The organism is Uniformispora flossi (assembly GCF_049534875.1).
Lineage (GTDB): Bacteria > Actinomycetota > Actinomycetes > Streptomycetales > Streptomycetaceae > Yinghuangia > Yinghuangia aomiensis.
In genome coordinates, this window is sequence record NZ_JBMULZ010000007.1 from 194390 (window position 1) to 219948 (window position 25559).

Below are 25559 nucleotides of genomic sequence, written 5' to 3' on the forward strand. Positions count from 1 at the left end.
GTCAGCCGTCCTCGCGCGCGCCCGTCGTCCACCGCGGCTCGCGGCCTTCGGCGAACGCGCGGGGGCCTTCCTTGGAGTCCGGGTGCGCCCAGTGCATGCGCAGCAGGGCCCAGCCGTACTCGCAGGCCTGGGCGTAGCTCATCTCCAGCGAGCCCCAGATGGCCTGCTGGGACAGCGACACCGCGGCGGGGGAGTTCTTCACGATGGCCCGGACGATTTCCTCGGCCGTGTCCATCAGGTCTTCCGGGGCGGCGAGTTCGTCGACCAGGCCGAGCTGGTAGGCGCGTTCCGCGGGCATCCGGTAGCTCTTGCCCATCAGCGTCATGCGCAGCGCGGAGCCCAGCGGCAGGCGCTTGGCCAGGCCGATGTTCTCCATCGCGCCGACCAGGCCCACGTTGACGTGGGTGTCCATGAAGCTCGCGCGCTCGGACGCCACGACGATGTCGGCGTCCACGACGAAGTGCAGGCCGGCCCCGGCGGCCAGGCCGTTCACGGCGGCCACGACGGGCTTCCAGACCCGGTTCTGGCGCGGCGACCAGAACACCTCGTCGGTGAGCGGGCCGGTGCCGGTGCTCATGCCGCCGCGGTTCGCGACGACGTTGACGTCCGCACCGGTGGAGAAGTGCCGTTCGCCCGAGCCGGTGACGATCGCCGCCCGGATCCACGGGTCGTCGCGGACCTCGCCCCAGATCTCCCGCATGCGCGGCATCATCGTGCCGGTCAGCGAGTTGCCCTTGTGGGGGCGGTTCAGCGTGATGTACGCGACGTGGTCGCGCTTCTCGAAGAGGACCTCCGGGGCGTCCCCGCCCGCCTCGTTCGCCGCCGCCTCGTTCCGATCCTGTGTCATGCCCGGCCCTTCTCCGTGTACATCGCCAGTACCCGCTCGCCGATCCCGGCCTCGTGTGCGGGCAGCAGGGACAGTTGCCTGATGCGCTGCGCCACGTGGCCGACCGGCCCTTCGACCGAGTAGCCGAGCGCGCCGTACGTCTGGTGGGCGACGAATGCCGCCGCCATGGCCGCCCGCCCCGCGGACAGCCGCGCCGCCGCCGCGAGGGCGGAGGCCTGGTGGTGTCCTTGGTCGACCGCCTGGGCGGCGACCACGGCCAGCTTTTCCGCGGCCTCCAGGCCGAGGCCGGTGTCCACGATCGGGTGCGCGACCGCCTGGAACGTGCCGATCGCGCGGCCGAACTGGACCCGGGTGCGGGCGTGTTCGACCGTCTCGTCGAGCAGTCGCCGTCCGGCGCCGCCGAGGTAGCCGGCGAGCGCGACGTTCGCGAAGTCCGCGCCGTCGGCGGCGTCCTCCAACGGGGCGACGCGTTCCAGGGCGACGCGTCCCCACGGCTCGCCGCCGAGCGTGTCGACGGGGTCGATACCGCCGCTCGGCCGGGCGAGCCACGCGAGGTCTCCGTCGGTTTCGACGAACACGCTCGCGGCCGGCGCCCACGGCATCAGCGGCGGCTTGCCCATCGACACCAGGGCCTCGCCCGCCGCCACGGGTTCCGCGTCGGCGCGCGGCAGCGCGCGGACCGCGAAGAACGTCGCGGCCACCGGGCCGGGCGCGACCGCGCGGCCCAATTCCCTTGCGGCTGCGCACACGTCGCCCGCGCCGCCGCCCTCGCCGGGCAGCGCCATGGCGAAAACCCCGAGGTCGGCCAGCCCGCGCCAGAACGGCAGCGGGAACGCGTCGGCGGGCGCACGCCGGACCTCTTCGGTGCACTTGGCCGCGCAGTAGCGGCGCACCGCGTCGGCCAGGGCGGCCTGCTCCGGCGTGAACGCCACGGGGATGCTCACGCCGCCGCTCCCCACCGCGACGCCGTCACGGCTCGCCGGTGCCCGCGCAGCCCGCCGGCCTCCGCGGCCAGTTGCTGGAGGCGGAGCGTCCACAGGTGCAGGTCGTGTTCGCGGGTGAGCCCGACCGCGCCCATGATCTGGTGGGTCTCGCGGGTCAGGCGGCGCACCGCGGCCATGGTGTGCGCGGCGGCGACGGCGGACGCCTCGGCGGGGGCGCCGTGGTCGGCGGCCTCGTAGGTGAGCCAGCGGGCGCCTTCCACGTGCACGCTCAGCTCGGCGAGGCGGTGCTGGAGCGCCTGGAACGAGCCGATCGGGCGCCGGAACACGGTGCGGTCCTTGGCGTACTGCACGGTCAGGTCCAGCGCCTTGCGCATCATGCCGACGGCTTCGGCGGAGACGCCGACCCGCCACCAGTTCGCCGCGGCCGCGGCCGTGCCCGGGTCGAGGTCGGTCGTGCCGGCCGGGGAGACGCGGGCGAGGGGGTAGCCGTAGGCGGACGGCACGGGGGTGGCGTCGTCGGGCACGAGTTCCGCGGCGGCGCACCGGTCGGGTCCGACCAGCAGCGCGCGGCGGGCCGCGGCGCCGTACCGCACGGGGCTCGGGTCGTCGCGGACGGCCAGCACGACCGGGACTTCGGGGGAGGGGAGGCCGAGTGCGGGCAGTACCAGCAGGTGCGGCACCGCGCTGACCGCGCCGAGTTCCGCGGCGATGTGCTCGACCGCGAGGGCGGCTTCCAGCGGGCCCGCGTCGGCGTCGGCGAACAGCTCGAAGAACCCGCCCGCGCGCAGCTTGGCGTCGAGAGCGTGGTCGTATTCGCCGCGCACCGCCAGTTCCCGGGAGCGCGCGGGCCCGGCGTGCCGGCGCAGCAGCGCGTCGAGGGCGTCGAGGAGCGCGCGTTGTGTGTCCGACGGTTCGAAATCCACGGCTATCCCTTCGGGAGTTCGAGGATCAGGCGGCTGATCAGGTTGAGCTGGGTTTCGTAGCTGCCCGCGGCGATGCCCGCGCCCAGCGAATTGCGGAATTGCGCGTCGCCGGGGGAATGCTCGACCAGGGCTTCGCTGCCCATGACGTCCAGGGCGAGGTCGCCGACCGCGCGTTCGGCCAGGACCATGGCCGCGCGTGCCTGATAGGCCATGGGCGACGGCTCCTTTCCCTTGGCCCGCTCGTCGATCACACGGTAGACAAGGACGCGCGCGGCTTCGCACAGGACCCGGGCGTTTCCGAATTGCTCCTGGATTCCCGGGTCGGCGAGCAGGCCGGCGTTCCGGCACCATTCCGCGAGCCCGTCGAGAACGCGGGCCGCGCGGGCATAGCGCGGGGCGCCGACCCTTTCGTAGGCGAGGGTGCGGCGGACGATTTCCCAGCCCTTGTTCTCCTCGCCGAGCCGGGATTCCGCGGGCACTCGGGCGTCGGTGAGGAAGACCTCGTTGAACGAGTGCGCGCCGACGAATCCCTCGATGCGGCGCACCTCGACGCCGGGGGTGTCCAGCGGCAGCAGGAACACCGAGATGCCGTCCCGGCCGTCCGCGACGGTGCCGGTGCGGGCGAGGAGGAAGCAGTAGTCGGCCTCGTTGGCATACGACGTCCAGATCTTCTGCCCGTTCAGCACGTAACTGTCGCCGTCCCGGACCGCGCGGGTCCGCAGGGCCGCCAGGTCGGTGCCGGCCTCGGGCTCGGAGAAGCCCTGGCACCAGAAGACCTCGCCGCGCGTGATCGGCGGCAGGAGGGTGCGCTTCTGCTCCTCGGTGCCGTACTTGATGATCGCGGGGCCGACCCAGTTGACGTTCATGTACTGCGGGCCGCGCGGCTCGCCGCGCATCCACATTTCCTCGCCGAGCACGAAGTGCTGCCAGGCCCCCTGTCCGCCGCCGCCGTACTCGACGGGCCAATGCGGGGTGAGCCAGCCCTTGGCGGCCAGCGTGCGGACGAACTCGCGCGAGAAGTCCGTGAAGACGGCACTGCCGAGGCCGAACTCGGAGCGCGTCCAGTGCGCGAGTTCGGGTTCCAAAAAGGCGACGAGATCGCTGCGAAACGCCGCGTCCGCTTCGGTGAAAGCGAACTCCATCTGTTCCTCCCGGTGCTACGGGCAACACTGAAAAGAGTACACTCTATTTTCGAGGGTCGGCAAGGGCGGTCCGATCACGCCTCCCGGCCTGCTCGCATGCTGCCTTGACCACACTGGCCATCCCGCTCTTCCCTGCGACCGGGGTGGCGTGCATAGATTAAGTGCACTCAATCACTGCCGGGTCGCTTCCGAAGGAGCCACGCATGGCCGACGTCCTGACCCTGCCCCACTGGCTGCGCACCATCGGTACCCAGCCGCACGGCGCGCACCGCCGGGCGCTCCGCGACGAGGCCGGCGACGTCACGTTCGCCGGACTCGTCGGCGCCGCGGACGCCGTTGCCGTCGGCCTGCGCGCCGCCGGACTGCGCCCCGGCGAGCGGGTCGTCACCGCCATGGAACCGTCGGTCCCGCACGCCGCGGTGATCCTCGGCACGATGGCCGCGGGCATGGTCGCGGCACCGCTCAACACCCGGCTCACCGCACCGGAAGCCCGCGCCTACCTCGCCCCGCTGCGCCCCGCCGTGGTGGTCGCCGACCCCGCCCACGCGGACCTCGCCCGCGACACCGGCCACCGCGTCGTCGAACTCCCGGCCGCCGCCGAACACCTGCCGATCGCCGCCCGGCTCGCCCCGCTGCACACCGTCGGCACGCCGCCGCCGCGTCCCGCGGAGGCCGCCCCGGCCATCGTGTTCGGCACCGGCGGCACCACCGGCACACCCAAAGGCGCCTTCCACACCCACCGCAGCCTGTGGCTGTGGCTCGACACCTGCGTGCGCGGCAACCCGCGCACCCCGGAGGACGTGGAGCTGTGCTTCTCGCCGTTCTTCCACATCACCCTCGGCACCAACCTGCTGGCGCCGCTGCTGGCCGGTGGCGAGGTGTGGATCCAGCGCAAGTTCGACGCGGGCGCGGCGCTGGCGGCCGTCGACGACGGCGCGACCCGGCTGATGGGCGCGCCGACCATGTTCACCGCGATGCGCGCCCACCCCAAGTTCGCCGCGGCACGCCGCGACCGGGTGACCGCGATCCGCTTCGGATCGGCGCCGTCCACCGGGGACTTCGTGCGCGACCTGCTGAGCGACTACCCCGACGCGAAAATCCGCGCGGGCTTCGGCGCGACCGAACTCGGCTCGGTCATGGGCTTCGACCACGACGACCTGGCCGCGGGCCGGTTCACCGGCGTCGGCCGGCCGCTGCCCGGCGCGACCGTGCGGGTCCTCGGCCCCGACGGCCGCGAGACGGCGCCCGGCGAGGTCGGCGACCTGGTCGTCGCGTGCCCGTGGCAGGCCCGCGGCTACTACGGCCTGCCGCGCGACACGGAGGAGACGTTCCGCCCGGACGGCGTGCACATCGGCGACCTCGCCGCGCGCGCCGCGGACGGCTGGGTGACGATCGTCGGCCGCCGCAAGGACATGATCACCAGCGGCGGCGAGAACGTGTACCCGCGCGAAGTCGAGGACGTCGTCCTCCGCCACCCGCGGGTCGCCGACGCCCTGGCGTTCGGACTCCCCGACGACCACTGGGGCGAGCGCGTCGAGATCGCCGTGGTCCCGGTGCCGGGCGCCACCATCGGCCTCGCCGAGTTGCGCGAGTTCTGCCGGACGAGCCTGGCCGGCTACAAGATCCCCAAAGGACTGCGGCTGCTCGACGCGATCCCGCTGACGGCCAACAGCAAGCCGGACCGGCGCCGCGTGCGGGACGACGCCCTGCGGGAGGCGGACGCCGCCGCCGTCCGGCGCCCGTGAGCGTCCCTCGCCCCCTCGGGATTCCTCCCGCCCCCTCACGCACGGAACGGAGCTTCACCATGCCCCTCGTCGTCGACGGCATCGCCGAGATCACCCGCCTGGCCGGCCGGGACCTGGGCCACTCCCGGTGGTGGGAGGTGACGCAGAAGCAGATCGATGCGTTCGCGGACGTGTCCGGCGACCACCAGTGGATCCACACCGACACCGACCGCGCCGCCGACGGGCCGTTCGGCGGCACCATCGCGCACGGCTACATGATCCTGAGCTGGGGCGTCCCGATGGTCGCCGAACTGATCCGGGTCACCGGCGTCGGCATGGCACTCAACTACGGTCTCGGCAAGGTCCGGTACCCGGCCCCGGTCCCGGTCGGCAGCCGGGTGCGCCTGCACGCGGCCGTCACCGCCGTCCGCGAGGTCGGCCGCGGCGGGGTCGAGGTGAGCCGGGCGTTCACCTTCGAACTCGACGGGTCCGCGAAGCCCGCGTGCGTGGCGGAATCCCTCACGCACTACTACCCGTGACAGACAACACCCTCGGAAGGAGCAGCACCGTGCACATCAGGATCGTCGGCGCGGGCGTCATGGGACGCGGCATCGCCCAGTGGGCGGCCACCGCCGGCCACACCGTCGAAATCGGCGACATGCGCCGCGAATCCGTCGGCGAAGCGGTCGAGTTCGTGGCCGACATGCTCGCGCGGGCGGTGCGCAGGAAGCGCATGACCGCGGACGAAGCCGCCGCGGTGCGCGGCAGGCTCGTCCCGCTGGACTTGCCTACGGCGCCCGGCCCCGGGGTCGACCTGGTGGTCGAGGCGGTCCGCGAGGACCTCGCCGTCAAAACCGAGCTGTTCCGCGCCCTCGAAGCCGTCCTGCCGGACACCGCGGTGTTCGCGACCAACACCTCGTCGCTGTCGGTCACCCGCATCGCCGCGGGCCTCGCCGACCCCTCGCGGCTCGCCGGGCTGCACTTCTTCAACCCGGTCCCGCTGATGAAGGTCGTCGAGGTGGTCCCGGGCGTCCTGACCCGCCCGGACATTCCGGCCCGGCTCGCGGACCTGGTCCGCGGCGCCGGCCACGCCGCCGTGATCGTGGCCGACACCCCGGGATTCCTGGTCAACCACGTGGGCCGCGGCCTCGCCACCGAGGCGCTCGCCCTGCTGGAGGACGCGGTCGCGGAACCGGCCGACATCGACCGCATCGTCCGCGACGTGCTGGGCCTGCGCATGGGCCCGTTCGAACTCGTCGACCTGACCGGCCTGGACGTCAGCGCCGCGGTCAACGACGAAGTGTGGACGGGGTTCCGGCACTCCGACCGGCTCCGGCCGTCCTACCTCACGCCCAACCGGGTCGCCGCGGGCCTGTACGGACGCAAGACCGGCCGCGGCTTCTACCCCTACACCGACGGCACGGCGTCGGTCCCCGACGAACCGCCGATCGCCGGGAACGCCGACCGGCCCGTGCGGGTCGCGGGTACCGGGCCGGACGCGGACGCGCTGCGCGACGCCCTCGCACGGTCCGGCGCGACCGTCCGCACCGACGGCGGACCGGACGACGACACCCTCGTGCTGGTGCCGACCTGGGGCACCACGGTGGCCGCCGCGGTCGCCGAAGGCGGGCTCCCCGCACACCTGGCGTTCGGTGTGGACCCGCTCGCGCTCGCCGCACCCCGCCGGGTCCTCGCCATCACCCCGGCCTCCGACCCCGCCGCCGCGCGCGACGCGCGGGCGCTGCTCGCCCGACCCGACGCCGGGGCAGGGGCGGAGCGCATGGTCACCGTCGTCCGCGACACGCCCGGCGGAGTCGCGCAGCGGATCCTCGCATCGATCGTGTCGGTCGCCGCCTCGGTCGCCGAGCGCGGCATCGCGCACCCAGGCGACATCGACAGTGCCGTCGCCGCCGGACTCGGCTATCCGCACGGCCCCTTGGCCTGGGGCAACCGGATCGGGGCCCGGCGGATGCTGCAGCTGCAGCGCGCCCTGCACGACGAGACGGGGGACCCGCGTTACCGGCCTACCCGGTGGGTGACCGAACGGGCCCGCCTGGGGCTGCCCCTGACCGAAGCCGGGACCGCACCGGCCGACGTGTAGCGCCCCAGCCCCCTACCTGCACTTCAAGGAGCCTCCCTGATGCCCGCACCCGACTTCGGCCTCACCGACACCCAACGCGATATCCGCGCGATGGCCGCGGACTTCGTCGACACCGAGATCGCCCCGCACGCCCGCGCCTGGGACCGCGCCGAGAGTGTCGACCGGGGGATCGTCAAACGCCTCGGCGACCTGGGCTTCCTCGGCCTGACCATCGCCGAGGAGTACGGCGGCACCCCCGCCGACATGCTGTCCTACGTCCTCGCGACCGAGGAACTCGGCCGCGGCGACTCCTCGGTCCGCGGCATCGTCTCGGTGTCCCTCGGCCTGGTCACCAAGACCATCGCCGCCCACGGCACCGCCGAGCAGAAGAGCGCGTGGCTCCCGCAGCTGGTGAGCGGCAACGCCCTCGGCTGCTTCGCACTCACCGAACCCGGCACCGGATCGGACGCCGGATCGCTGGCCACCCGCGCGGTCCGCGACGGCGGCGACTGGCTGATCAGCGGCACCAAGATGTTCATCACCAACGGCACGTGGGCCAAGGTCGCGCTGACCTTCGCCCGGACCGGCGACGACGGGATCACCGCGTTCCTGGTGCCCACCGACAGCCCTGGCCTCACGGCGTCGGAGGTCCACGGCAAGCTCGGCCTGCGCGGCCAAGCCACCGCCGAACTGGTCTACGACGCGGTCCGCGTCCCCGACACCGCCCGCCTCGGCGACGTCGGCCGCGGCCTCGGCATCGCGATGGCCGCGCTGACCCACGGCCGGGTTTCGGTGGCGGCCGGCGCGGTGGGCGTCGCCCAGGCCTCGGTGGACGCGGCGGTGCGGTACGCGACCGAGCGCACCCAGTTCGGAAAGCCCATCGCCTCGTTCCAGCTCGTGCAGGAACTGCTGGCCGACTCCGAGGTCGACGTCCGGGCATCGCGGCTGCTCACCCACCAGGTGGCGCGCATGGTCGATGCGGGCATGGCACCCAAGGAGTTCGCGACGGATGCGTCGATCGCGAAGTACCACGCGGGCGAAACCGCGGTGCGCGTCACCAACAACTGTCTTCAAGTCTTCGGTGGCTACGGCTATATCGACGAGTACCCGCTCGGCAAGTACCTGCGCGACGCCCGCGTCCTCACCCTCTACGAAGGCACCAGCCAGATCCAGAAGCTCATCATCGGCCGCGCGCTCACCGGCGTGAACGCGCTGGTGTGAGCCGGGCCGCCGCGAACTGCCCTACCCAGAAAAGGAACCAGATGACGACGCAGCCCGCCGAACCGCTGAAGCTCGACCTCGGCATAGGCACCCAGCCGGACATCGCCAAGGCCGCGGTGCTCGCCGAACGGCACGGAATCGACCGGGTCCTGGTCCCGGAGACCGCACAAGACCCCTTCCCGCCGCTGGCCGTCGCGGCCTCGCACACCGTGTCCGTCGAGGTGGGCACCGGCGTGGCGATCGCGTTCGCCCGCACGCCGATGACCCTGGCCTCCAGCGCCTGGACGCTGCAGCGGATGTCCGGCGGGCGCGCGGCCATCGGCCTCGGCTCGCAGGTCAAGGCGCACATCACGCGCCGCTTCGGCATGCCGTGGTCGAGCCCGGCCGCGCGGATGCGCGAGTTCGTCGCCGCGACGCGGGCGATCTGGGACGCGTGGCAGACGGCGGAGAAGCTGGACTTCCGCGGCGAGTTCTACCAGCACACGCTGATGAACCCGCTGTTCGACCCGGGACCGATCGAGCAAGGCCCGCCGCCCGTGCTGATCGCCGCCGTCGGCCCGCGCATGGCGGCGACCGCCGGAGCGGTCGGGGACGGGGTGATCTGCCACCCGTTCAGCACCGCCGCGTACGTCACCGAGCGGATCACCCCGGTGGTCCGCAGCGCCCGCGCCGAAGCCGCCGGCGAACCGGGCGCGTCCACTCGGCCGTTCGAAATCACCGGCCAGGTGTTCACCGTCACCGGCCGCACCGAAGCCGAGTACGCCGCCAACCGCAGCGGCATCTGCGAACGCCTGGCCTTCTACGGCTCCACACCCGCCTACCGCGCGGTCCTGGAACACCACGGCTGGGGTGCCCTGCACGAGGACCTGCACCAACTCTCCTTGCAGGGACGGTGGAAGGAGATGGGACGGCTCATCGACGACGACGTCCTGGGCGCGTTCGCCGTCGTCGCCGAAGACCCGGCCACGGCCGGGCGGTTGCTCCGCGATCGGTACACCGGCGTGTACACGAGGGTGTCGATTGCCCTGGCCGCGGAGTCGGATCTGGACCTGGCTTTGGCGGTATTGGAGGGCGTGCGGAGTTAGTCCCACCACAAGGCCCACAGCTCCGAGCGGACCATGCCTTCTCCGTGGACATCGTCACAGTAGGCCGCCAACTCGGCGGCGGCGCGAGCTGCCTCGGCCCGGTTGCTCGGGCAGGGCAGCCCGAGCAGGAACGGCACGTGCCAGGGCTCCTCGGCCGGGATCAGCGCGAGCCACGGGGTATCCGACCGACTTTGGGCGGAGCCACGTGGCGTGAAGGCGTGCTGTCACGCACTGTCAGAGACGGGTCGAGGCACGGGAGAGTGCGCCGCCGACGAGGGCGTACACCACGGCCGCGAGGCCTTCGTTCACGAAGATGCGGGCCTTGTAGCTGTCGGGAGTGAAGAGGTCTTTGGACCAGCCCGAGATGTCGCCCGCCCAGTTGGACAGGTGCTGGACCAGGCTGTTCCCCGGGTTGGCCTCGAGCAGCACCAGCAGGATGTGCAGCACCAGGATGCCCACGAAGACCGCGGTCACGGCTCGGATGGCCGTGGCGATGAGATGAACGTGCGTTCTGCGCCTGCGAGTTGTCGCCATATAGGGAATTTGCTCGCTATCCGCCGACCCAAACGGGCCCGCCTGCTGCCCGGTGACGGCAGGGCGTCACCGGGCAGTCGGCGGACCCGCACGGCCGTCACTCGGGGCGCAGGATTCCGGACACCAACTCGCGCGGGAGGCCATGGGTGTCGTGCAGGTACCGGTAGTCCTCTTCGCCCAGCCTGCGGGCGAATTCGGGGCGGGTGAGGACACGGCGTCCGCGCTCCAGCAATGTCCGGAAGCGGCGTTCCTCGTCGTGCAGCACGGCGAGGACCGGGTCCGACCCGCCGGACTGGCGGAAGTGCTCCAGCGTGTGGTCGAGCAGTTCGGGGGGCAGGTCGGTGAGGGTGCGCGACGGGTCGCCGCGCCACAGCGTGGTGAGGACGCGGCGGATCAGGCGGCGCGGGACGTACCCGCGGCCGGTGTTCGACGGCCGGACGCCGTCCCCGACGATGACGGCGGCGGACCGCAGGTGGTCGGAGACCAGGCGCAGCGATGGCTCGTCGAGGTCCCACAGCGGCGGCAGCAGTCGCATCCACGGTTCGAACAGGTCGATCCCGTAGACCGATTCCCGGCCTTGCAGCAGTGTGGCGAGGCGTTCCAGGCCCATGCCCGTGTCGATGCTCGGCTGCCGCAGCGGTTCGAGGCTGCCGTCGTCGTGCCGGTGGTAGCGCATGTGCACGTGGTTCCACACCTCCACCCAGCGCGGATCGGTGCTCGGCCGGCCTTGCGGCGGTGTTCCGGGGCCGCCGGTCCACACGAAGATCTCCGAGTCCGGACCGCACGGGCCCGTCGGGCCGTTGGACCACCAGTTGTCGCCGCCGGTCGGTTCCACCGGGACGCCCAGGCCGTCCCAGACCCGTAGGGAGTCGGTGTCCGGGCCGAGGGTGTCGTCGCCGCCGAAGACGGTGGCGTGCACGCGCTCGTGCGGGATGCCGAAGCCGTCGCGCAGGAGTTCGTAGCCCCAGCGGAGGCTTTGCGGGTGGCCGTAGTCGCCGAGCGACCACGAGCCGAGCATCTCGAAGACGGTCAAGTGTGTGGTGTCGCCCACCTCGTCGAGGTCGGTGGTGCGCAGGCAGCGCTGCACGCCGACCAGGCGCCGCCCCTCGGGATGCGGCTCGCCCAGGAGGTAGGGCGTTAGCGGATGCATGCCCGACGTGGTGAACAGCACCGGATCCCCGGGCGGGGGAAGCAGCGTCGTGCCGGTGATGAGGTGGTGCCCGCGTTCGCGGAAGAAGTCGGTGAAGGTGCGCAGGATCTGCTCGGTGTCCATGGCCGTGGTCCTCGGGGCGAAGGGGCGGGGGACGCCAAGGACCGGGAACGGAGGGCGGGAACCTTGCCGCGACGATACGGCACACCCGGCGGTCCGTTTCCGGCCGCCGGGCGAAGGAAGGGGAGTTCAGCAAGCAGCGGCAGCCGGCGAGCGGGTCGCTCGCGCGGCTGCGGCGTCGGTCCGCGGACCGGTGCGCACGTGGGTGGGCAGGAACTCCATGTCCCGACCGTAACAGGGGCCGGCACGGGAACCGATCGGTTTTTGGACCGACACGCCCGCTAAATCGAACGCGTGTTCCATTTTGGGGCCGCGTCGGCCCGGGAATCCACCCAGGGGTGTTTTCTGCCCCCGACCCTTGGTAAGGATGGGGGCATGGCCGCCGGGCCGCCTGCCGGTTCCGGTGATGTGGGCGGGTGTCGACCGCCCCGGGCCAAGGCACCCGACACGTGCCGGGCTCCGCGCCGTAGCGTGCGCACATTGCGCGTCCCGCGGGGTTCCCCTGCCGCCGGCGCGACTTCCGACGGGGCCCGGCCAAGATCCGGGCACGCGCCCCGCAGGGTCTCGCACCAGGGAAGGAGCCTCTGTGGCTTTTGCAGCGACCGCCGTGGAAACCCACCTGCCGTCCGCGCCGCCGGACTTGTGGCTGGTCGATGCGCTGGGGATGGACCGGGTACGCGACTTGGACAAGTCGGACGCGCGCCGGGTCACCCGGGTATTGCTGGCACGGTTGCGCGACGCGGAGGAGGGCACGCGCGAATACGGGCGTATCCGAGCCGCGTTGGTCGACGCCAACCTCGCGCTGGTGCACCACGCCGCACGGCGCTACAAGCGCCGCCGCGACCTGTACGAAGACGTGGTGCAGACCGGCATCGTCGGCCTGATCAAGGCCATCGACCGTTACGACCCCGAGCGCGGCGACGAGTTCGCGTCGTTCGCGCTGCCGACCATCACCGGGGAGATCAAGCGGTTCTTCCGCGACACCGGATGGGGTGTGCACGTCCCGCGCGGGCAGCAGGAGCGGTTCCTCGCCGTGACCCGCGCCCAGGAGGAACTCCGCCAGGAGCTGGGGCGCGACGGCAGCGAACAGGAGATCGCCGCCCACCTCGACACCACCGTCGAAGACGTGCGCCTCGGCCGGGAAGCCGAACACGCCTACAGCGTCGATTCGCTGGACGCCGTGCGCAACCGGCCCGAGGGCGACCCGGGCCAGTCGTCCACCGAACGGCTGGGCGCCGAAGAGCCGGAGTTCGACCTCGTCGATTTCAAGGTCTCCGTCGCCCCGCTCATCGCCGACCTCGACGAACGCGACCGGACGATCCTGCGCCTGCGCTTCTGGGGCGACAAGACGCAGCGCGAAATAGGCCGCGAACTCGGCATCTCGCAAATGCACGTCTCCCGGCTGCTCAAGCGGGTCTTGGACCAACTGCGCACCCCGCTGGAGAGCGAGCACGGACGAGCCGTGCGCGTCTGACCCGACGCCCGAAGCCGGCTGTCCGATGGGTGAGAGGGCCTGACAGTCCGGCCCCGGCCCCGGCCCGGTCTGGAGGGCGCGATCCTTCCGACGGCGGCCGGGGTGCGCCATGATGCGTGCCGGTCGGGCGGCGGGGGGGTTCGCGATGGCGGGGACGGGCGACCGACTACCGGGAGCCGTCCGGGTGCTGATTGCCGTGCCGACGCTCGCCCTGGGGTTGTTCGCGCTGGTGATGGAGGCCTGCGTTCTTCTGATCTGCGAGTTCGGGCTTGCCTGGACGTCGTTCGGCACGGGCTTCCTGACGACGTATCCGTTCTGGGTCCTCTTCATCCGGCCGCGGGCGGGAAGCGCGACGGTGGTGGCGGGCGGCTCTGGTGGAGTGAGTGCGGGTCATCCGGCGGCCCTGCCGGGCGTGGGCGTGCCGAACCAGCGGGTCAAGTGGGTGGCGAGGTCGTGTTGGTCGTCGCCGATCCAGGCCACGTGGCCGTCCGGACGGAGCAGCACCGCCGGAACGTCCACGTCTTCGGCCGGGTCGATGCGGTCGGCGACGTGGTCGACGCGGTCGGCCCAGGCGTGTGCCGACAGGCCGCCGGTCCGGCCGGTCTGGTCGAGGAGCAGGCCGCGGCCGGCGTGCAGCAGCGGGTAGAGGCGGCCGTGCGTCAGCCGGACGTCGCGAAGGCGTCGGCCGACGAGGTCGTGGCTGGCGGGCTCGCCGAAGTCGTAGCGGATGTCCAGGGCGGTGATCATGCCGGTCACATGGCGGTTGACGTCGTCGAAGGCCATCAGTTCGTCGAACAGCCCGCGTAGCGCGACGGCGCCCGGGTCGGTGCCCATCAGCGTCATCTGCGCTCGCGTGCCGGACACCACCCGGGCGCCGACCGGGTGGCGTTCCGCGTGGTAGGTGTCGAGGAGCCCGTCGGGTGCCCAGCCCCGCACCGCGGCGGCGAGCTTCCAGCCGAGGTTGAACGCGTCCTGGACGCCCAGGTTGAGCCCCTGTCCGCCGGTCGGGGGATGGATGTGCGCGGCGTCGCCGACGAGGAAGGCCCGGCCGACCCGGTACTGCTCGGCTTGCCGCGTGGCGTTGCCGAACCGGGACAGCCAACGCGGTGCGCGGGCGCCGAAGTCGGTGCCCGCGACGGTCCGAAGTTGGCGCGCGAACTCGTCGAGGGTCGGGGCCTCGCGGCCTTCGGCCAAGCCGTCCGCGGGCATGACGACGCGGTAGAGGCCCGCGACCTCGCGGTCCGGGACGGCGCCGAATCGCAGCTGGGTCTTGCGGACTTCCGCCACGACCTCGGCGATCGCCGCCGGGTCCGCGGTCAGTTCCAGCTCGCCGAGCAGGTGTTCGGCGGTGGCGGGTTCGCCGGGGAAGGCGACGCCGAGGAGCTTGCGGACCGTGCTGCGGCCGCCGTCGCAGCCGACGACGTAGCGGGCGCGCAGCGTGCTGCCGTCGGCCAGCGCGACGGTCGCGCCGTCCGCGTCCTGGTGCAGGTCGACGACCGCGCAGCCGCGGCGGATGTCCGTGCCAAGTTCGCGTGCGTGTGCGTCGAGCAGTCGTTCGGTGACCGGCTGCGGGGTCGCGAGACCGTACGGGTGCGCGGTGTCCATGCCTGGCGGCCACGGCTTCGGCAGTCCCGCGAACAGGCCTCCCGACTGGAACTTCTCGCTCACCGCGGCGAACCGGTCCAGCAGCCCGCGCTGGTCCATGATCTCGACGCTGCGCGCGTGCAGTCCCTGGCCGCGCGACTCCCCGGTCGGCGCGGCCAGCTTTTCCAGCACCACCACGCCCACGTCGTGCAGGCGCAGTTCGGCGGCCAGCATCAGGCCGGTGGGTCCGCCGCCGACCACGATCACGTCAATCGTCACAAGAACGCCCGTTCGAGGAGAAGGATTTCGAGCACGGCCGCGGGCGGGCGCACATGCCGCGCCGCATACCCGTGCCAAAGCCGTGAATGCCTAGTTTTCGGAGTATCCCGGCATGTTGTCGCCGAGGCCGGTCATTCTGCGGCACCACGGGGGTCTTGCCGCAAGGCCCCCGGTCGGCTATAGCTTGAAACCGGCGGCCCCGGCCGGCGTCGGTGTGCGGTGCGTGCCGCGCCCGCGCAGCGGCTCACCGTCGGTCACGCCGCTTTCGCACGCGGAGTGGAACCCTGGATACATGGCCTCCACCCCCGTCTCCCTGTTCCTCTGCGGCGACGTCATGCTCGGCCGCGGTGTCGACCAAGTGCTGCCGCATCCCGGGGATCCGCACCTGCGCGAGGAGTTCGTCGGCGATGCGCGGGGGTACGTGCGCTCGGCCGAAGCCGTCAACGGGCCCATTCCGCGGCCGGTGGAGTACACGTGGCCGTGGGGAGAGGCCCTGGCCCTGCTGGACGACGCGCAGCCCGACGTGCGGATCGTGAATCTCGAGACGAGTGTGACCTCCGAGGGCGACTTCGCTCCGTACAAGGCCGTGCACTATCGGATGAACCCCGGCAACCTGCCGAGCCTGGCCGCCGTCCGTCCGGACGTCTGCGTGCTTGCCAACAACCACGTGCTGGACTTCGGCCGTGCCGGGCTGCTGGAGACGTTGGACGTGCTGCACGGTGCGGGCCTGCGCACGGTCGGGGCCGGGCGGGACGCCGACGAAGCCGCGCAGCCCGCGGTGCTCCGTACCGCCGCGGGTGCACGCGTTGTCGTGGCCGCGTTCGGGATGCCCTCGAGCGGTGTGCCGGTCGACTGGGCCGCGGCCGAGCACACCGCGGGCGTGGATTTCCTGGCCGATGCCTCGGAGGAGTCGGCCGATCACGTGCTGGAACGGGTCGCGCGGGTCGCGGAGCCGGGGGACGTCGTGGTCGTATCGATCCACTGGGGCGGCAACTGGGGCTATGACGTCGACCGCGCGATGACCGACTTTGCCTGCCGGCTGATCGACGGCGGCGTCGACGTCGTCCACGGGCACTCGTCGCACCACCCCCGCGCCGTGCAGGTCTACCACGGCAAGCTGATCCTGTACGGCTGCGGCGACTGCGTCGACGACTACGAGGGGATCAGCGGCTACGAGTACTACCGCGACGACCTGCGGCTTCTCTACCTCGCCACGGTCCGCCCGGACGACGGCGACCTCCTCGACCTGCGCATGGTCCCCATGCAGGCCCGCCGCATGCGCCTGCAGCACGCCGGCCGCAACGACGCGGAATGGCTCGCCACCACCCTGTCCCGGGTCAGCCGCCCCTTCGGCTGCGATGTCGGCGTGGACGCGGAAGGCGATCTGGCGGTCCTGCGGTGAGGCCCCCTTTTTTGACACCGGCTCGACTTCGGCCCCTTTTGACATCGGCCCGCTCCCGGCTTAGGACGGGAGTTGGGTCCGGGAGACCCGGCCTACCCGACGCGGGCGAGGAGGTACCGCCATGACACGTGCGGTGGGGATCGATCTCGGGACGACGAACTCCGTGGTGGGCGTGCTCGAAGGCGGTGAGCCGACGGTCATCGCCAACGCCGAAGGGGCCAGGACGACCCCCTCGGTGGTCGGCTTCGCGAAAGGCGGCGAAGTCCTCGTCGGCGAGGTCGCCAAACGCCAGGCCGTGACCAACGTCGACCGCACCGCGCGGTCGGTGAAACGGCACGTCGGGGACGCCGCCTGGCGGTTCCCCGAGACCGGCGACATCGACGGCAAGCGGTACACCGCGCAGGAGATCTCCGCGCGCGTGCTGCAGAAGCTCAAGCGGGACGCGGAGGCGTACCTGGGGGAGAAGGTCACCGACGCGGTGGTGACCGTCCCGGCGTACTTCAACGACGCCCAGCGCCAGGCGACCAAGGAAGCCGGGGAGATCGCGGGCCTGAACGTGCTGCGGATCGTCAACGAGCCGACCGCGGCGGCGCTCGCGTACGGGCTCGACAAGGAGAACGACCAGACGATCCTGGTCTTCGACCTCGGCGGCGGCACCTTCGACGTGTCCCTGCTGGAGATCGGCGACGGCGTGGTCGAGGTGAAGTCGACCAACGGCGACACGCACCTCGGCGGCGACGACTGGGACCAGCGGGTCGTCGACCACCTCGTCGCGCAGTTCAAGAACGGCTACGGCGTCGACCTGTCCAAGGACAAGATGGCCACCCAGCGGCTCCGCGAGGCGGCCGAGAAAGCCAAGATCGAGCTGTCGTCGGCGTCCGAGACCACCATCAACCTGCCGTACATCACCGCGTCGGCCGAGGGCCCGCTGCACCTGGACGAGAAGCTGACCCGCGCGCAGTTCCAGCAGCTCACCGCCGATCTGCTGGAACGCTGCAAGCAGCCGTTCCACAACGCGCTCAAGGACGCCGGGATCTCCGTCTCCGACATCGACCACGTGATTCTGGTGGGTGGTTCGACCCGCATGCCGGCCGTGACCGAACTGGTGCGCGAGCTGACCGGCAAGGACCCGCACAAGGGCGTGAACCCGGACGAGGTCGTCGCGATCGGCGCGGCACTGCAGGCCGGTGTGCTCAAGGGTGAGGTCAAGGACGTCCTGCTGCTCGACGTCACCCCGCTGTCGCTTGGTATCGAGACCAAGGGCGGCATCATGACGAAGCTGATCGAGCGGAACACGACGATCCCGACGAAGCGCTCCGAGGTCTTCACGACGGCCGACGACAACCAGCCGTCCGTGCAGATCCAGGTCTTCCAGGGCGAGCGGGACATCGCGTCCTACAACAAGCGCCTGGGCATGTTCGAGCTGACCGGTCTGCCGCCGGCGCCGCGCGGCGTCCCGCAGATCGAAGTGACGTTCGACATCGACGCGAACGGCATCGTGCACGTCGCCGCGAAGGACCTCGGGACGGGCAAGGAGCAGTCGATGACCGTGACCGGTGGTTCCTCGCTGTCGAAGGACGACATCGACCGCATGGTCCGGGACGCCGACGCCCACGCCGCCGAGGACCTGCGCCGGCGTGAGGACGCCGAAACCCGCAATCAGGCCGAGCAACTCGTCTACAGCACCGAGCGGTTGATCCGCGACGAGGGCGACCGGATCCCCGCCGCCACGCGCACCGAGACGGAGGCGGCGATCGCCGAACTCAAGACGGCGCTGGCTGGCGAGGACACCGAGGCCGTCCGCACGGCCGCCGAGAAGGCCGCGACGGTCGCGCAGCGCATCGGCACGGAGATGTACGCGCACGCCCAACCGGGTGACGCGGCATCCGCACCCGGCGGCGGCACTGAAGGCACCGGCGGCCAGGCCGCCGAGGACGACGACGTGGTCGACGCCGAGATCGTCGACGACGAGCGGAAGGAAGGCCAGGGCTGACCGGCCGCGCGCCGAAGGCACGCCCGCACGACGCGCTGACCTGCGTATTCAATCGACCGGTTGACGATGCCCGCACGCCGGCCTAGGGTGGTATTCAACCCCAAGGTTGAGAACGTGAGGTGGCTGCGGTGTCCGACGACCGGCTCTCCCGCGTGTTCGCCGCGCTGGCGGACCCGACCCGGCGCGACATCGTCGCCCGCCTGGCCGACGGCGGGGATGCCACGGTCGGGGAACTCGCCGAGCCCTACGCCGTCAGCGTGCAGGCGGTCTCGAAGCACCTCAAGGTCCTCGAGGACGCCGGGCTGGTGAGCCGCCGCAAGGACGCCCAGCGGCGCCCGGTGCACCTCGAAGCGGACGTCCTCGACCTGATGACCAAATGGATCGAACGCTACCGGCGCGAGGCCGAGGACCGGTTCCGCCGCCTCGACGCCGTCCTGGAGTCGCTCGACGACGACCGCGGCGACCCGCCCGACGGCCACGTCGGCGACCGGGCGGCGCGGCCGGCCGGCGCGTCCCCGATGGAGGAAACGGCATCATGACCGGCACCGACACCCGCCAGAACGACGACACCCGGATCGCGGCCGACCCCGCGCTGCCCACCATCGTGATCAGCCGCGAGTTCGCCGCGGCGCCCGAACGGGTGTTCCGCGCCTACACCGACCCCGACCTGCTGATCCAGTGGCTCGGGCCGCGGCGGCTGACCATGCGGATCGACGCGTACGACGCGCGCCGCGGCGGCTCGTACCGCTACGTCCACCGCGCCGACGACGGCACCGAGTTCGCCTTCCACGGCGTGTTCCACGACGTTCGCCCGGCGGAGCGGATCGTGCAGACGTTCACCTACGAAGGCTCGCCCGACGAGGTGAGCCTGGAGACCATGGTCTTCGAGGACCTCGGCGGCCGGACCCTGGTCACCACCACCTCGCTCATGAGTTCGTTCGAAGCGCGCGACGGCATGCTGGCGAGCGGCATGGAAGGCGGGGTCCGGGACGGCCACGAACGCCTCGACGAACTACTCCGCGGCACCCCTGCTGCCGCCGAACATCGGCGTATCGCAGGCGTGTTCACCGAGCGGGTGCGCGGCGTGGCGGCGGGGGGCTGGGACGCCCCGGCGCCGTGCGAAGGCTGGGTCGCCCGCGACGTCGTGCGTCACCTGGTCGAGTGGTTCCCGGAGTTCCTGAAGTCCGGCGCCGGGATTGCGCTGCCCAAGGGCCCGTCGGTGGACGACGACCCGGTAGGCGCGTGGACGGTGCACAGCGAAGCCGTGCAGGCCTTGCTCGACGACCCGGCGACCGCGGGAAAGACGCTGTCCAACCCGCACATCGGCGACGTCCCGCTCGACACCGCGGTCGACCAGTTCTACACCGCCGACGTCTTCATGCACACCTGGGACCTGTCCCGGGCGACCGGCCAGGACGAGGCCCTCGACCCGGAGAAGTGCCGCCAATTGCTGACCGGCATGGAGCCCATCGACGAGGTGCTCCGCGGCAGCGGGCAATACGGGCCCAAGGTGGCGGTCCCGACCGACGCCGACGCGCAGACGCGGCTCCTGGCCTTCATCGGCCGGCAACCCTGACACGGGCACCGTCACAGACGCACACAGACACAGACACACACAGACATAGACGCACACAGACACGGACACGCACAGACGCAGGCGCAGACCCGGCCTCGGGTGCCGGTTCCCGGGGCCGGTCGCCCCGCGTCCGGGCCTCCGCCGCGGCGGCCGGTCTCGACCTGACCGCGGCGGAGCCGGCGGACCTGGACGGCTTCCGGCCGGATCCCGCGCGGCGGCGCTGACCGGGTCTACGGCGGCGGGGGCGCCGGCTTGGGCTGAGGCTTCCGCTCGGGGCCGGGCTCCGGCTCGGGCTCGGGCTCCGGTTGGCCCGGTTCGGGCGACGGGTCGGGTCCGGGTCCGGGTCCCGGCCCGGGGACCGGCGGTTCGGGGGTGAACGGATCGGGGGTCAGCGGGCCCGGCCAGGGGTCGGGCAGCGGCCCGGGGTCGGGGACCGGCGGCCCCGGCGGATGGGTGTCCGGCTCCGGCGGTGCGGGAATCGTCATGGCGCTCCTCCTGGACTCCTCGACGGCGCGTCGATCGCGGGCGATGGCGGGCGCCGGTGCGGCGGGCACCGGGCGACCCCGCGGTTACCCGGCCGCGGCCCCTTCATGCGCCCCCGCTGCCCGGCCGGGCGCGGCTGAAACCGGGCCGGAGCGGGAACCGGGTCTCTCATCACCCTCGGGAGGCGCCATGTCCGACACGTCAGCACCGCGCGGCGACGACGACGCGCGCGGCGCCGAGAACCGCCGGGCCGAGCGGGACAGGGTCCGCGTCGGCCGCCGGGAGAGCGCCGACGAGCGCGCCGACCGGCGGTGGACCGATCTGCTCCAGGAAGTGCGCGTCGTGCAGACCGGTGCGCAGGTGCTCTTCGGCTTCCTGCTGAGCGTGGTCTTCACACCCCGCTTCGGCACGCTGAGCGACTTCGACGTGGCGTTGTACGTGGGCGCGGTCGTGCTCGGCGCCGCGTCCATGGCCGTCCTGGTGTCCGTCGTCTCGCTGCACCGTGCGGTGGCGGGCCACCACGTCAAACCGATGCTGGTCCGCGTGGGCTACCGGCTCGTGCCGCTCGGCGTCGGGCTCCTGGCCTGCACGATCGGCTGCTCTCTGCTGCTGCTTCTGCGGGTTGCGGTCGGCGCGGTGACGGCGGGCCTGCTCACCGGGCTCGCCGCGGTGTGGTTCCTCGGCTGGTGGGTCGTCCTCCCCGCGGTTCTGCGCGGGAAAAGCCGGGACCCAGGGGAGGACGACCCACTGGAGTGACCGTGCCCGCTACGGGACCGACACCGTGAGCGTCGGAGTGTCGTTGTCCCAGGAGACGCCCGAGCTGCGCGGGATGGTCGGCGCCTGTGCGGCCAGCGGGTCCGCGGGTGTGTCGGGACGGCTGATCGACCGTGGCGACCGCTTTGCCGCCGCCCCCGCCGACTACTTGCCGAACCGGCGTTCCCGGTTGGCGTACGAGCGCAGCGCGCGCAGGAAGTCCACGTGCCGGAACGCCGGCCAGTAGCAGTCCACCCAGTACATCTCGGCGTACGCGGACTGCCACAGCAGGAAGCCCGACAGTCGCTGCTCGCCCGACGTGCGGATGACGAAGTCGACGTGCGCCGCCGTCGGCGAGTACAGGTGCCGGGAGATGTCCTCCACCGCGAACCGCTCGACCAGGTCGGCCGGGTCGCCGCCGGTCGCCATATGGGTCTCGAACGCGCTCTTTACCGCGTCGACGATTTCCCGCCGCCCGCCGTAGCCGACCGCGACGTCCACCTTGAGCCCCGGACGCCCGACCGTCGCCGCGGCCGCTTCCTTGAGCACCCGCGCGGTGTCGCCGGGCAGCATGTCCAGCGACCCGATGACCTGCACCTCCCAGGGGCGGCCTTCGGCCGAGATGTCCCGGACGGTCTCCTCGATGATCTCGATCAGCGGCTCGAGTTGCTCGGCGGGGCGGTCGAGGTTGTCGTCGGACAGCATGTACAGGGTCACGTGCGCGATCCCGTCGGCCGTGCACCAGCCGAGGAATTCGGCCACCTTGGCGCCGCCCGCGCGGTACCCCTCCCGCACGTCGGAATGCCCCGCCTGCCGGGCCCAACGCCGGTTGCCGTCGAGCATGATCCCCACGTGCTGCGGCCGGGGGAGACCGACCATCGTGGCCGACAACCGACGCTCGTACACCGTCTCGATCGGCCGTCGGAGGAACAACGGGAGCAGCCTCATGGGAAACATCTCCATCGCGTCGGGAAGCCTCGGCAGGCTACCAGGGGCGCACGCTCCTTCCTCAAGCCCTGCGACCAGGCAATTGGATTGACCGACAAGCGACTTGACGACATTGCCGCGATCGGGCAAGTCAGCTGCCCCGGGCGGTCGGCTCCACCGGCCCGTCGCCGACCGCCGCGGCGGCCACCGGCGGCGCGGACGCCGCGGGCACCGGCGTCCCGGCACCGCGATCCGGCCGCCCGGCACGGAACTTGAGGTAGACCAGTGCGGCACCGGTGACCGCCGCGGGCCACAGCAGATACCGGCCGGACATCGCGAGCATGATCGCCACGGCCACCACCGCGCCCCACACCGCGACGCGGTGCCTGCCGTGCTTCGGGAGCAACCGGACCGCGGCCGCCACGCCGACCGCGTAGACCGTGACGAACGAACCGGTGGTCATCAGCACCAGCGGGCGCACGCCGAGCCGCGCCGCCGTCACCACGCCCAGGGCGGCCACCGCGAGCGCGGACACGGTCGCGAGGCTGCGGCGCGGTACTTCGCCGGCCAGGCTGCCGCGGCCGAGCCACGCCGGGAACGCCCCGTCGCGGCCGAGCGCGGCACCGAGTTTGGCGGCGCCCGCGTAGTACGCGTTCATCGCGCCGAGGGTCAGCAGCACGGCCACCACCGCGGCCAGCACCTTGGCGTGGCCGCCCATGCCGCGTGCCATGAGGGCGCCGAGGGGCGCGTCGGCGTCCGCGGCGGCCGGGCCGAGCACCGCGATGACGGCGAACGCGACCGCCAGGTACATCACGCCGACGACGAGCACCGCGGCGGCGGTGGCGCGGGGGATGTCCCGGGCCGGGGCACGGAATTCGCCCGCGAGGTGGGTGATCGCCTCCCAGCCCGCGAAGCTCCACACGAGCAGCGCGGCCGCGGGGCCGATCGCCGTCCAGCCGTGCGGGGCGAACGGGTGCAGGTTCGCGGTGTGCGCGTGCGGCAGCGACAGCGCGACCGAGGCGAGCAGGAGCACGACCAGCAGTCCGGCCAGCGCGAATTGGAGGCGTCCGGCGACCGTGATGCCGAGCGCGTTGGATGCGGTGACGATCGCCATGAGGCCCGCCGCGGTGGCCGTTTCGGTGGTCCGGCCGCCGCCGACGGCCGCTTCCACATACGCCCCGGCGAACAGCGCGGCGGCGCTGGCCCCGGCCGGGATCGCCAGGTAGAAGCACCAGCCGATGACGCCCGCGACGCGGTCGCCGAACGCCAGCCGGGCGTACGTCGACACCCCTCCCGCGTCCGGATGCCGCGCGCCCAGCGCGGCGAACGTCGCGGCGAGCGGAGCGGACAGCACCACGAGCGCGAGCCACGCCAGCAGCGAAGCGGGCCCCGCGGCGTCCGCGGCGAGCGCGGGCAGGGCGATCACGCCGGTGCCCAGGACCGCGCCGATGTACATCGCCGTGCCTTGGAGTGCGGTCAGCCCCGTGCGCCGCCCGGCCGTCGTTGTTTCCTTCGCGGAACCCATGGAGCGAGTGTCCGGACTGCGAGACGGCCCCACCAGCGGCAGAAATGCCAGGGTGCGTTAAATTCCTGCCACGCGGGGGGCGGGGTGGGCCGCCCCCGGAACTCCGGCTCGGGAGCCGCCATGTCCCTCGTCACCGCTGTTCGGCACGTGCACGACACCCAATGCCGCCGACGCGGGTGGGAATCCCGGCTGTTCGCAGCCTTCCTCGCCTTGGCCGTGGGCGTGGCCTGGCTCGAACTGTCCGGCGTGGACCTCGGCTTGGCCGAAGCCGCCAGTACCGTCGTCGTCGCGTTCACCTGGCCGTGGACGTGCGCGATGGGGTGGGTCGGCTCCTTCTTCGGCGCGAACTGGTGGACAGGCGGGACGTCGCCGATCGCGCGCACCGTGTGGGCGGCCGGGAGCCTCGTGGCCGTCCTGCTGGAAGCCGCGTTCGTGGACGCGGCGTTCCGGCAGCTGCGCGCGATCTTCCCCGGGCTCGGCCGCACCGCGCCGGTGATCCTCACGTCGGCGTGGCTGGCCGGCGCCGTGGCGCTGGTCCTGGCGACGTTCTGAGTAATCCGCCGCGCGGCGTCAGCCCTTCGACGCCGCCTTCAGGAGAGCGTCCACCAGGCGTTCGGCGGCGTCCGGGCGGCCGTGCGCGCGGGCCCGTTCGGCGATGGCGCGGCGCTTGGTGTCGTCGGAGAGCAGCGGCCCGAGGGCTTCCTGCAGGGTCTGCGCGCTGACCTCGCCGAGCAGCGCGACCGCGGCTCCGGCGTCCGCCAAGTGGCGTGCGTTGTGGGCCTGTTCGTTGCCCGCCGCGGAGGCGAGCGGGACGAACACGGCGGCCTTGCCCAGCGCGGTCAGCTCGGCGAGGGTGCCCGCGCCGCTGCGCGACACGACCACGTCCGCGAGCGCCAGCACGTCGGGCAGTTCGGGGCCGACGAAGCCGGTCAGGTGGTAGCGCGCGGTCAACTCCGCGGGCAGCGAAGCCGCGTAGGCGCCGAGCGCCTCGACGTTCTTCGGGCCGCACTGGTGCACGACGTTCGCGCGTTCCAGCAGCCACGGCAGGCTGTCGCGGATGATCGTGTTGATCTGCTGCGCGCCCTGTGCACCGCCGGTGACATACACCGTCGGCAGGTGCCGGGCGAAGCCGTGCCACCCGAGCGCCTCGACGGCCTTGCTCGCGTTCCCGGCCAGCACCTCCGGGCGCACCGGGTTGCCGGTGACGACGGCGGTCGCCTTGGCTGCCTCGGGCAGCAGCCCGAGGGTGGACTCGGCCGACACGGCCACGCAGGAAGCCCCGCGGGCCAGCACGCGGTTGGCGAGGCCGAGCCGCACGGTCTGCTCGTGCACCACGAGCGGGCGGCGGCACATCTTCGCCGCCAAGCCGATCGGCACGGCGACGTAGCCGCCGGTGGACAGCACCACGTCGGGGCGGAACGCGGCGACGATGGACCGCGCCTGCGCGACTCCGAGCGGCACCCGGCCCATGTCCTTGACGTTCGCGGGGGACACCATCTTCAGCGGGTTGGCCGACCGGCGGATCTTGCCGGTGGCGACCTCGGCGAACGCGATGCCTTCGGCCGCGGCGACCCGTGCTTCCAGGCCCGCGGCGGTGCCGACCCACAGCACCTCGACGGCGCGGCGGGTCACCGCGAGGCGGGCCTGCAGGGTCCGCACCGCGGTCAGCGCCGGATATGTGTGGCCGCCGGTCCCGCCTCCCGTGACGAGCAGCCGGAACGGCCGTCCGGCACGGTTGTCGGAATCATCGTGGTTCACGGGCGCTCCCACACACTCGGGCACGGTCGGACACG

The 25559-nt window shown here is 72.4% G+C and carries 24 protein-coding genes; 12 read left to right on the top strand and 12 right to left on the bottom strand.

The window, feature by feature from the left end; all coding sequences use genetic code 11:
• Position 1: 1 nt before the first annotated feature.
• Genes ACPA54_RS18065 through ACPA54_RS18080 form a run of 4 tightly spaced genes read right to left on the bottom strand, consistent with a single transcriptional unit; the run spans position 2 to position 3856 of the window.
• Positions 2-847 carry an enoyl-CoA hydratase/isomerase family protein gene (locus ACPA54_RS18065; protein WP_423530951.1) on the bottom strand — a complete coding sequence of 282 codons (846 nt, stop codon included), beginning with the start codon at positions 845-847 and terminating at the stop codon, positions 2-4.
• Entirely contained in the window at positions 844-1791 is a 948-nt protein-coding gene (locus ACPA54_RS18070) for an acyl-CoA dehydrogenase family protein (RefSeq protein ID WP_423530953.1), read from the bottom strand. Before ACPA54_RS18070 ends, ACPA54_RS18065 begins: the two co-directional genes overlap by 4 nt.
• The gene (locus tag ACPA54_RS18075; RefSeq protein ID WP_423530955.1) at positions 1788-2714 is read right to left on the bottom strand and encodes an acyl-CoA dehydrogenase family protein; all 927 of its coding nucleotides are present in this window, start codon (positions 2712-2714) and stop codon (positions 1788-1790) included. The genes ACPA54_RS18070 and ACPA54_RS18075 overlap by 4 nt, the downstream gene beginning before the upstream one ends.
• Before the next feature lie 2 nt (positions 2715-2716).
• A complete protein-coding gene (locus ACPA54_RS18080; protein ID WP_423530957.1) occupies positions 2717-3856 on the bottom strand; it encodes an acyl-CoA dehydrogenase family protein in 1140 nt (379 codons plus the stop codon).
• Between the two features lie 203 nt (positions 3857-4059).
• On the opposite strand from ACPA54_RS18080, the gene ACPA54_RS18085 reads away from it, so the two are divergent.
• From ACPA54_RS18085 to ACPA54_RS18105, 5 genes are read left to right on the top strand one after another with little or no spacing between them, the layout of a single operon-like run.
• Entirely contained in the window at positions 4060-5601 is a 1542-nt protein-coding gene (locus ACPA54_RS18085; RefSeq protein WP_423530959.1) for a class I adenylate-forming enzyme family protein, read from the top strand.
• Between the two features lie 59 nt (positions 5602-5660).
• Complete coding sequence (locus ACPA54_RS18090) at positions 5661-6119, top strand: MaoC family dehydratase (RefSeq protein WP_423530961.1); 459 nt, start codon at positions 5661-5663, stop codon at positions 6117-6119.
• 29 nt (positions 6120-6148) lie between these two features.
• On the top strand, positions 6149-7681 hold the full coding sequence (locus tag ACPA54_RS18095) for a 3-hydroxyacyl-CoA dehydrogenase (RefSeq protein ID WP_423530963.1): 1533 nt from the start codon (positions 6149-6151) through the stop codon (positions 7679-7681).
• Positions 7682-7720: 39 nt separating this feature from the next.
• The gene (locus ACPA54_RS18100; RefSeq protein ID WP_423530965.1) at positions 7721-8881 is read left to right on the top strand and encodes an acyl-CoA dehydrogenase family protein; all 1161 of its coding nucleotides are present in this window, start codon (positions 7721-7723) and stop codon (positions 8879-8881) included.
• A 41-nt stretch (positions 8882-8922) separates the two neighbouring features.
• The gene (locus ACPA54_RS18105) at positions 8923-9966 is read left to right on the top strand and encodes a TIGR03617 family F420-dependent LLM class oxidoreductase (RefSeq protein ID WP_423530967.1); all 1044 of its coding nucleotides are present in this window, start codon (positions 8923-8925) and stop codon (positions 9964-9966) included.
• On the opposite strand, the gene ACPA54_RS18110 is transcribed toward ACPA54_RS18105, so the two are convergent.
• The 3 genes from ACPA54_RS18110 to ACPA54_RS18120 form a co-directional block, all read right to left on the bottom strand.
• A complete protein-coding gene (locus tag ACPA54_RS18110) occupies positions 9963-10103 on the bottom strand; it encodes a hypothetical protein (RefSeq protein WP_423530969.1) in 141 nt (46 codons plus the stop codon). The genes ACPA54_RS18105 and ACPA54_RS18110 overlap by 4 nt on opposite strands.
• A 97-nt stretch (positions 10104-10200) precedes the next feature.
• Complete coding sequence (locus ACPA54_RS18115; RefSeq protein WP_423530971.1) at positions 10201-10440, bottom strand: hypothetical protein; 240 nt, start codon at positions 10438-10440, stop codon at positions 10201-10203.
• 157 nt (positions 10441-10597) lie between these two features.
• Complete coding sequence (locus ACPA54_RS18120; protein WP_423530973.1) at positions 10598-11773, bottom strand: alanine--tRNA ligase-related protein; 1176 nt, start codon at positions 11771-11773, stop codon at positions 10598-10600.
• A gap of 583 nt (positions 11774-12356) precedes the next feature.
• Here ACPA54_RS18120 and ACPA54_RS18125 point away from each other — a divergent pair.
• Positions 12357-13244 (top strand): SigB/SigF/SigG family RNA polymerase sigma factor, encoded by an 888-nt coding sequence (locus tag ACPA54_RS18125; protein ID WP_423530974.1) that lies wholly within the window; start codon positions 12357-12359, stop codon positions 13242-13244.
• A 390-nt stretch (positions 13245-13634) separates the two neighbouring features.
• Here the strand turns inward: ACPA54_RS18125 and ACPA54_RS18130 are convergent, their stop codons facing one another.
• Complete coding sequence (locus ACPA54_RS18130) at positions 13635-15107, bottom strand: FAD-dependent monooxygenase (protein ID WP_423530976.1); 1473 nt, start codon at positions 15105-15107, stop codon at positions 13635-13637.
• A 292-nt stretch (positions 15108-15399) separates the two neighbouring features.
• On the opposite strand from ACPA54_RS18130, the gene ACPA54_RS18135 reads away from it, so the two are divergent.
• The 4 genes from ACPA54_RS18135 to ACPA54_RS18150 all read left to right on the top strand — a co-directional run bounded on the left by ACPA54_RS18135 (position 15400) and on the right by ACPA54_RS18150 (position 20078).
• On the top strand, positions 15400-16509 hold the full coding sequence (locus ACPA54_RS18135) for a CapA family protein (RefSeq protein ID WP_423530978.1): 1110 nt from the start codon (positions 15400-15402) through the stop codon (positions 16507-16509).
• 121 nt (positions 16510-16630) lie between these two features.
• A complete protein-coding gene (dnaK, locus tag ACPA54_RS18140) occupies positions 16631-18502 on the top strand; it encodes a molecular chaperone DnaK (protein WP_423530980.1) in 1872 nt (623 codons plus the stop codon).
• Between the two features lie 128 nt (positions 18503-18630).
• Positions 18631-19041 carry an ArsR/SmtB family transcription factor gene (locus tag ACPA54_RS18145; RefSeq protein ID WP_423530982.1) on the top strand — a complete coding sequence of 137 codons (411 nt, stop codon included), beginning with the start codon at positions 18631-18633 and terminating at the stop codon, positions 19039-19041.
• Positions 19038-20078, top strand: a complete 1041-nt coding sequence (locus ACPA54_RS18150; RefSeq protein ID WP_423530984.1) for a TIGR03086 family metal-binding protein — start codon at positions 19038-19040, stop codon at positions 20076-20078. Before ACPA54_RS18145 ends, ACPA54_RS18150 begins: the two co-directional genes overlap by 4 nt.
• 230 nt (positions 20079-20308) lie before the next feature.
• Here the strand turns inward: ACPA54_RS18150 and ACPA54_RS18155 are convergent, their stop codons facing one another.
• Entirely contained in the window at positions 20309-20563 is a 255-nt protein-coding gene (locus ACPA54_RS18155; protein ID WP_423530986.1) for a hypothetical protein, read from the bottom strand.
• Positions 20564-20750: 187 nt separating this feature from the next.
• Between ACPA54_RS18155 and ACPA54_RS18160 the strand changes: the two genes are divergently transcribed.
• Entirely contained in the window at positions 20751-21317 is a 567-nt protein-coding gene (locus ACPA54_RS18160) for a DUF6328 family protein (RefSeq protein ID WP_423530988.1), read from the top strand.
• 162 nt (positions 21318-21479) lie between these two features.
• Here ACPA54_RS18160 and ACPA54_RS18165 read toward each other — a convergent pair whose 3' ends face one another.
• Together ACPA54_RS18165 and ACPA54_RS18170 are read right to left on the bottom strand one after the other, a co-directional pair.
• Positions 21480-22262 (bottom strand): isoprenyl transferase, encoded by a 783-nt coding sequence (locus tag ACPA54_RS18165; protein ID WP_423530990.1) that lies wholly within the window; start codon positions 22260-22262, stop codon positions 21480-21482.
• 130 nt (positions 22263-22392) lie between these two features.
• A complete protein-coding gene (locus ACPA54_RS18170) occupies positions 22393-23766 on the bottom strand; it encodes an APC family permease (RefSeq protein ID WP_423530992.1) in 1374 nt (457 codons plus the stop codon).
• 120 nt (positions 23767-23886) lie between these two features.
• Between ACPA54_RS18170 and ACPA54_RS18175 the strand changes: the two genes are divergently transcribed.
• Positions 23887-24318 carry a hypothetical protein gene (locus tag ACPA54_RS18175; protein ID WP_423530993.1) on the top strand — a complete coding sequence of 144 codons (432 nt, stop codon included), beginning with the start codon at positions 23887-23889 and terminating at the stop codon, positions 24316-24318.
• 18 nt (positions 24319-24336) lie between these two features.
• Here ACPA54_RS18175 and ACPA54_RS18180 read toward each other — a convergent pair whose 3' ends face one another.
• Positions 24337-25524: a UDP-N-acetylglucosamine--N-acetylmuramyl-(pentapeptide) pyrophosphoryl-undecaprenol N-acetylglucosamine transferase gene (locus tag ACPA54_RS18180; RefSeq protein WP_423530995.1), complete on the bottom strand. Its 1188-nt coding sequence runs from the start codon at positions 25522-25524 to the stop codon at positions 24337-24339.
• Between the last annotated feature and the right edge of the window lie 35 nt (positions 25525-25559).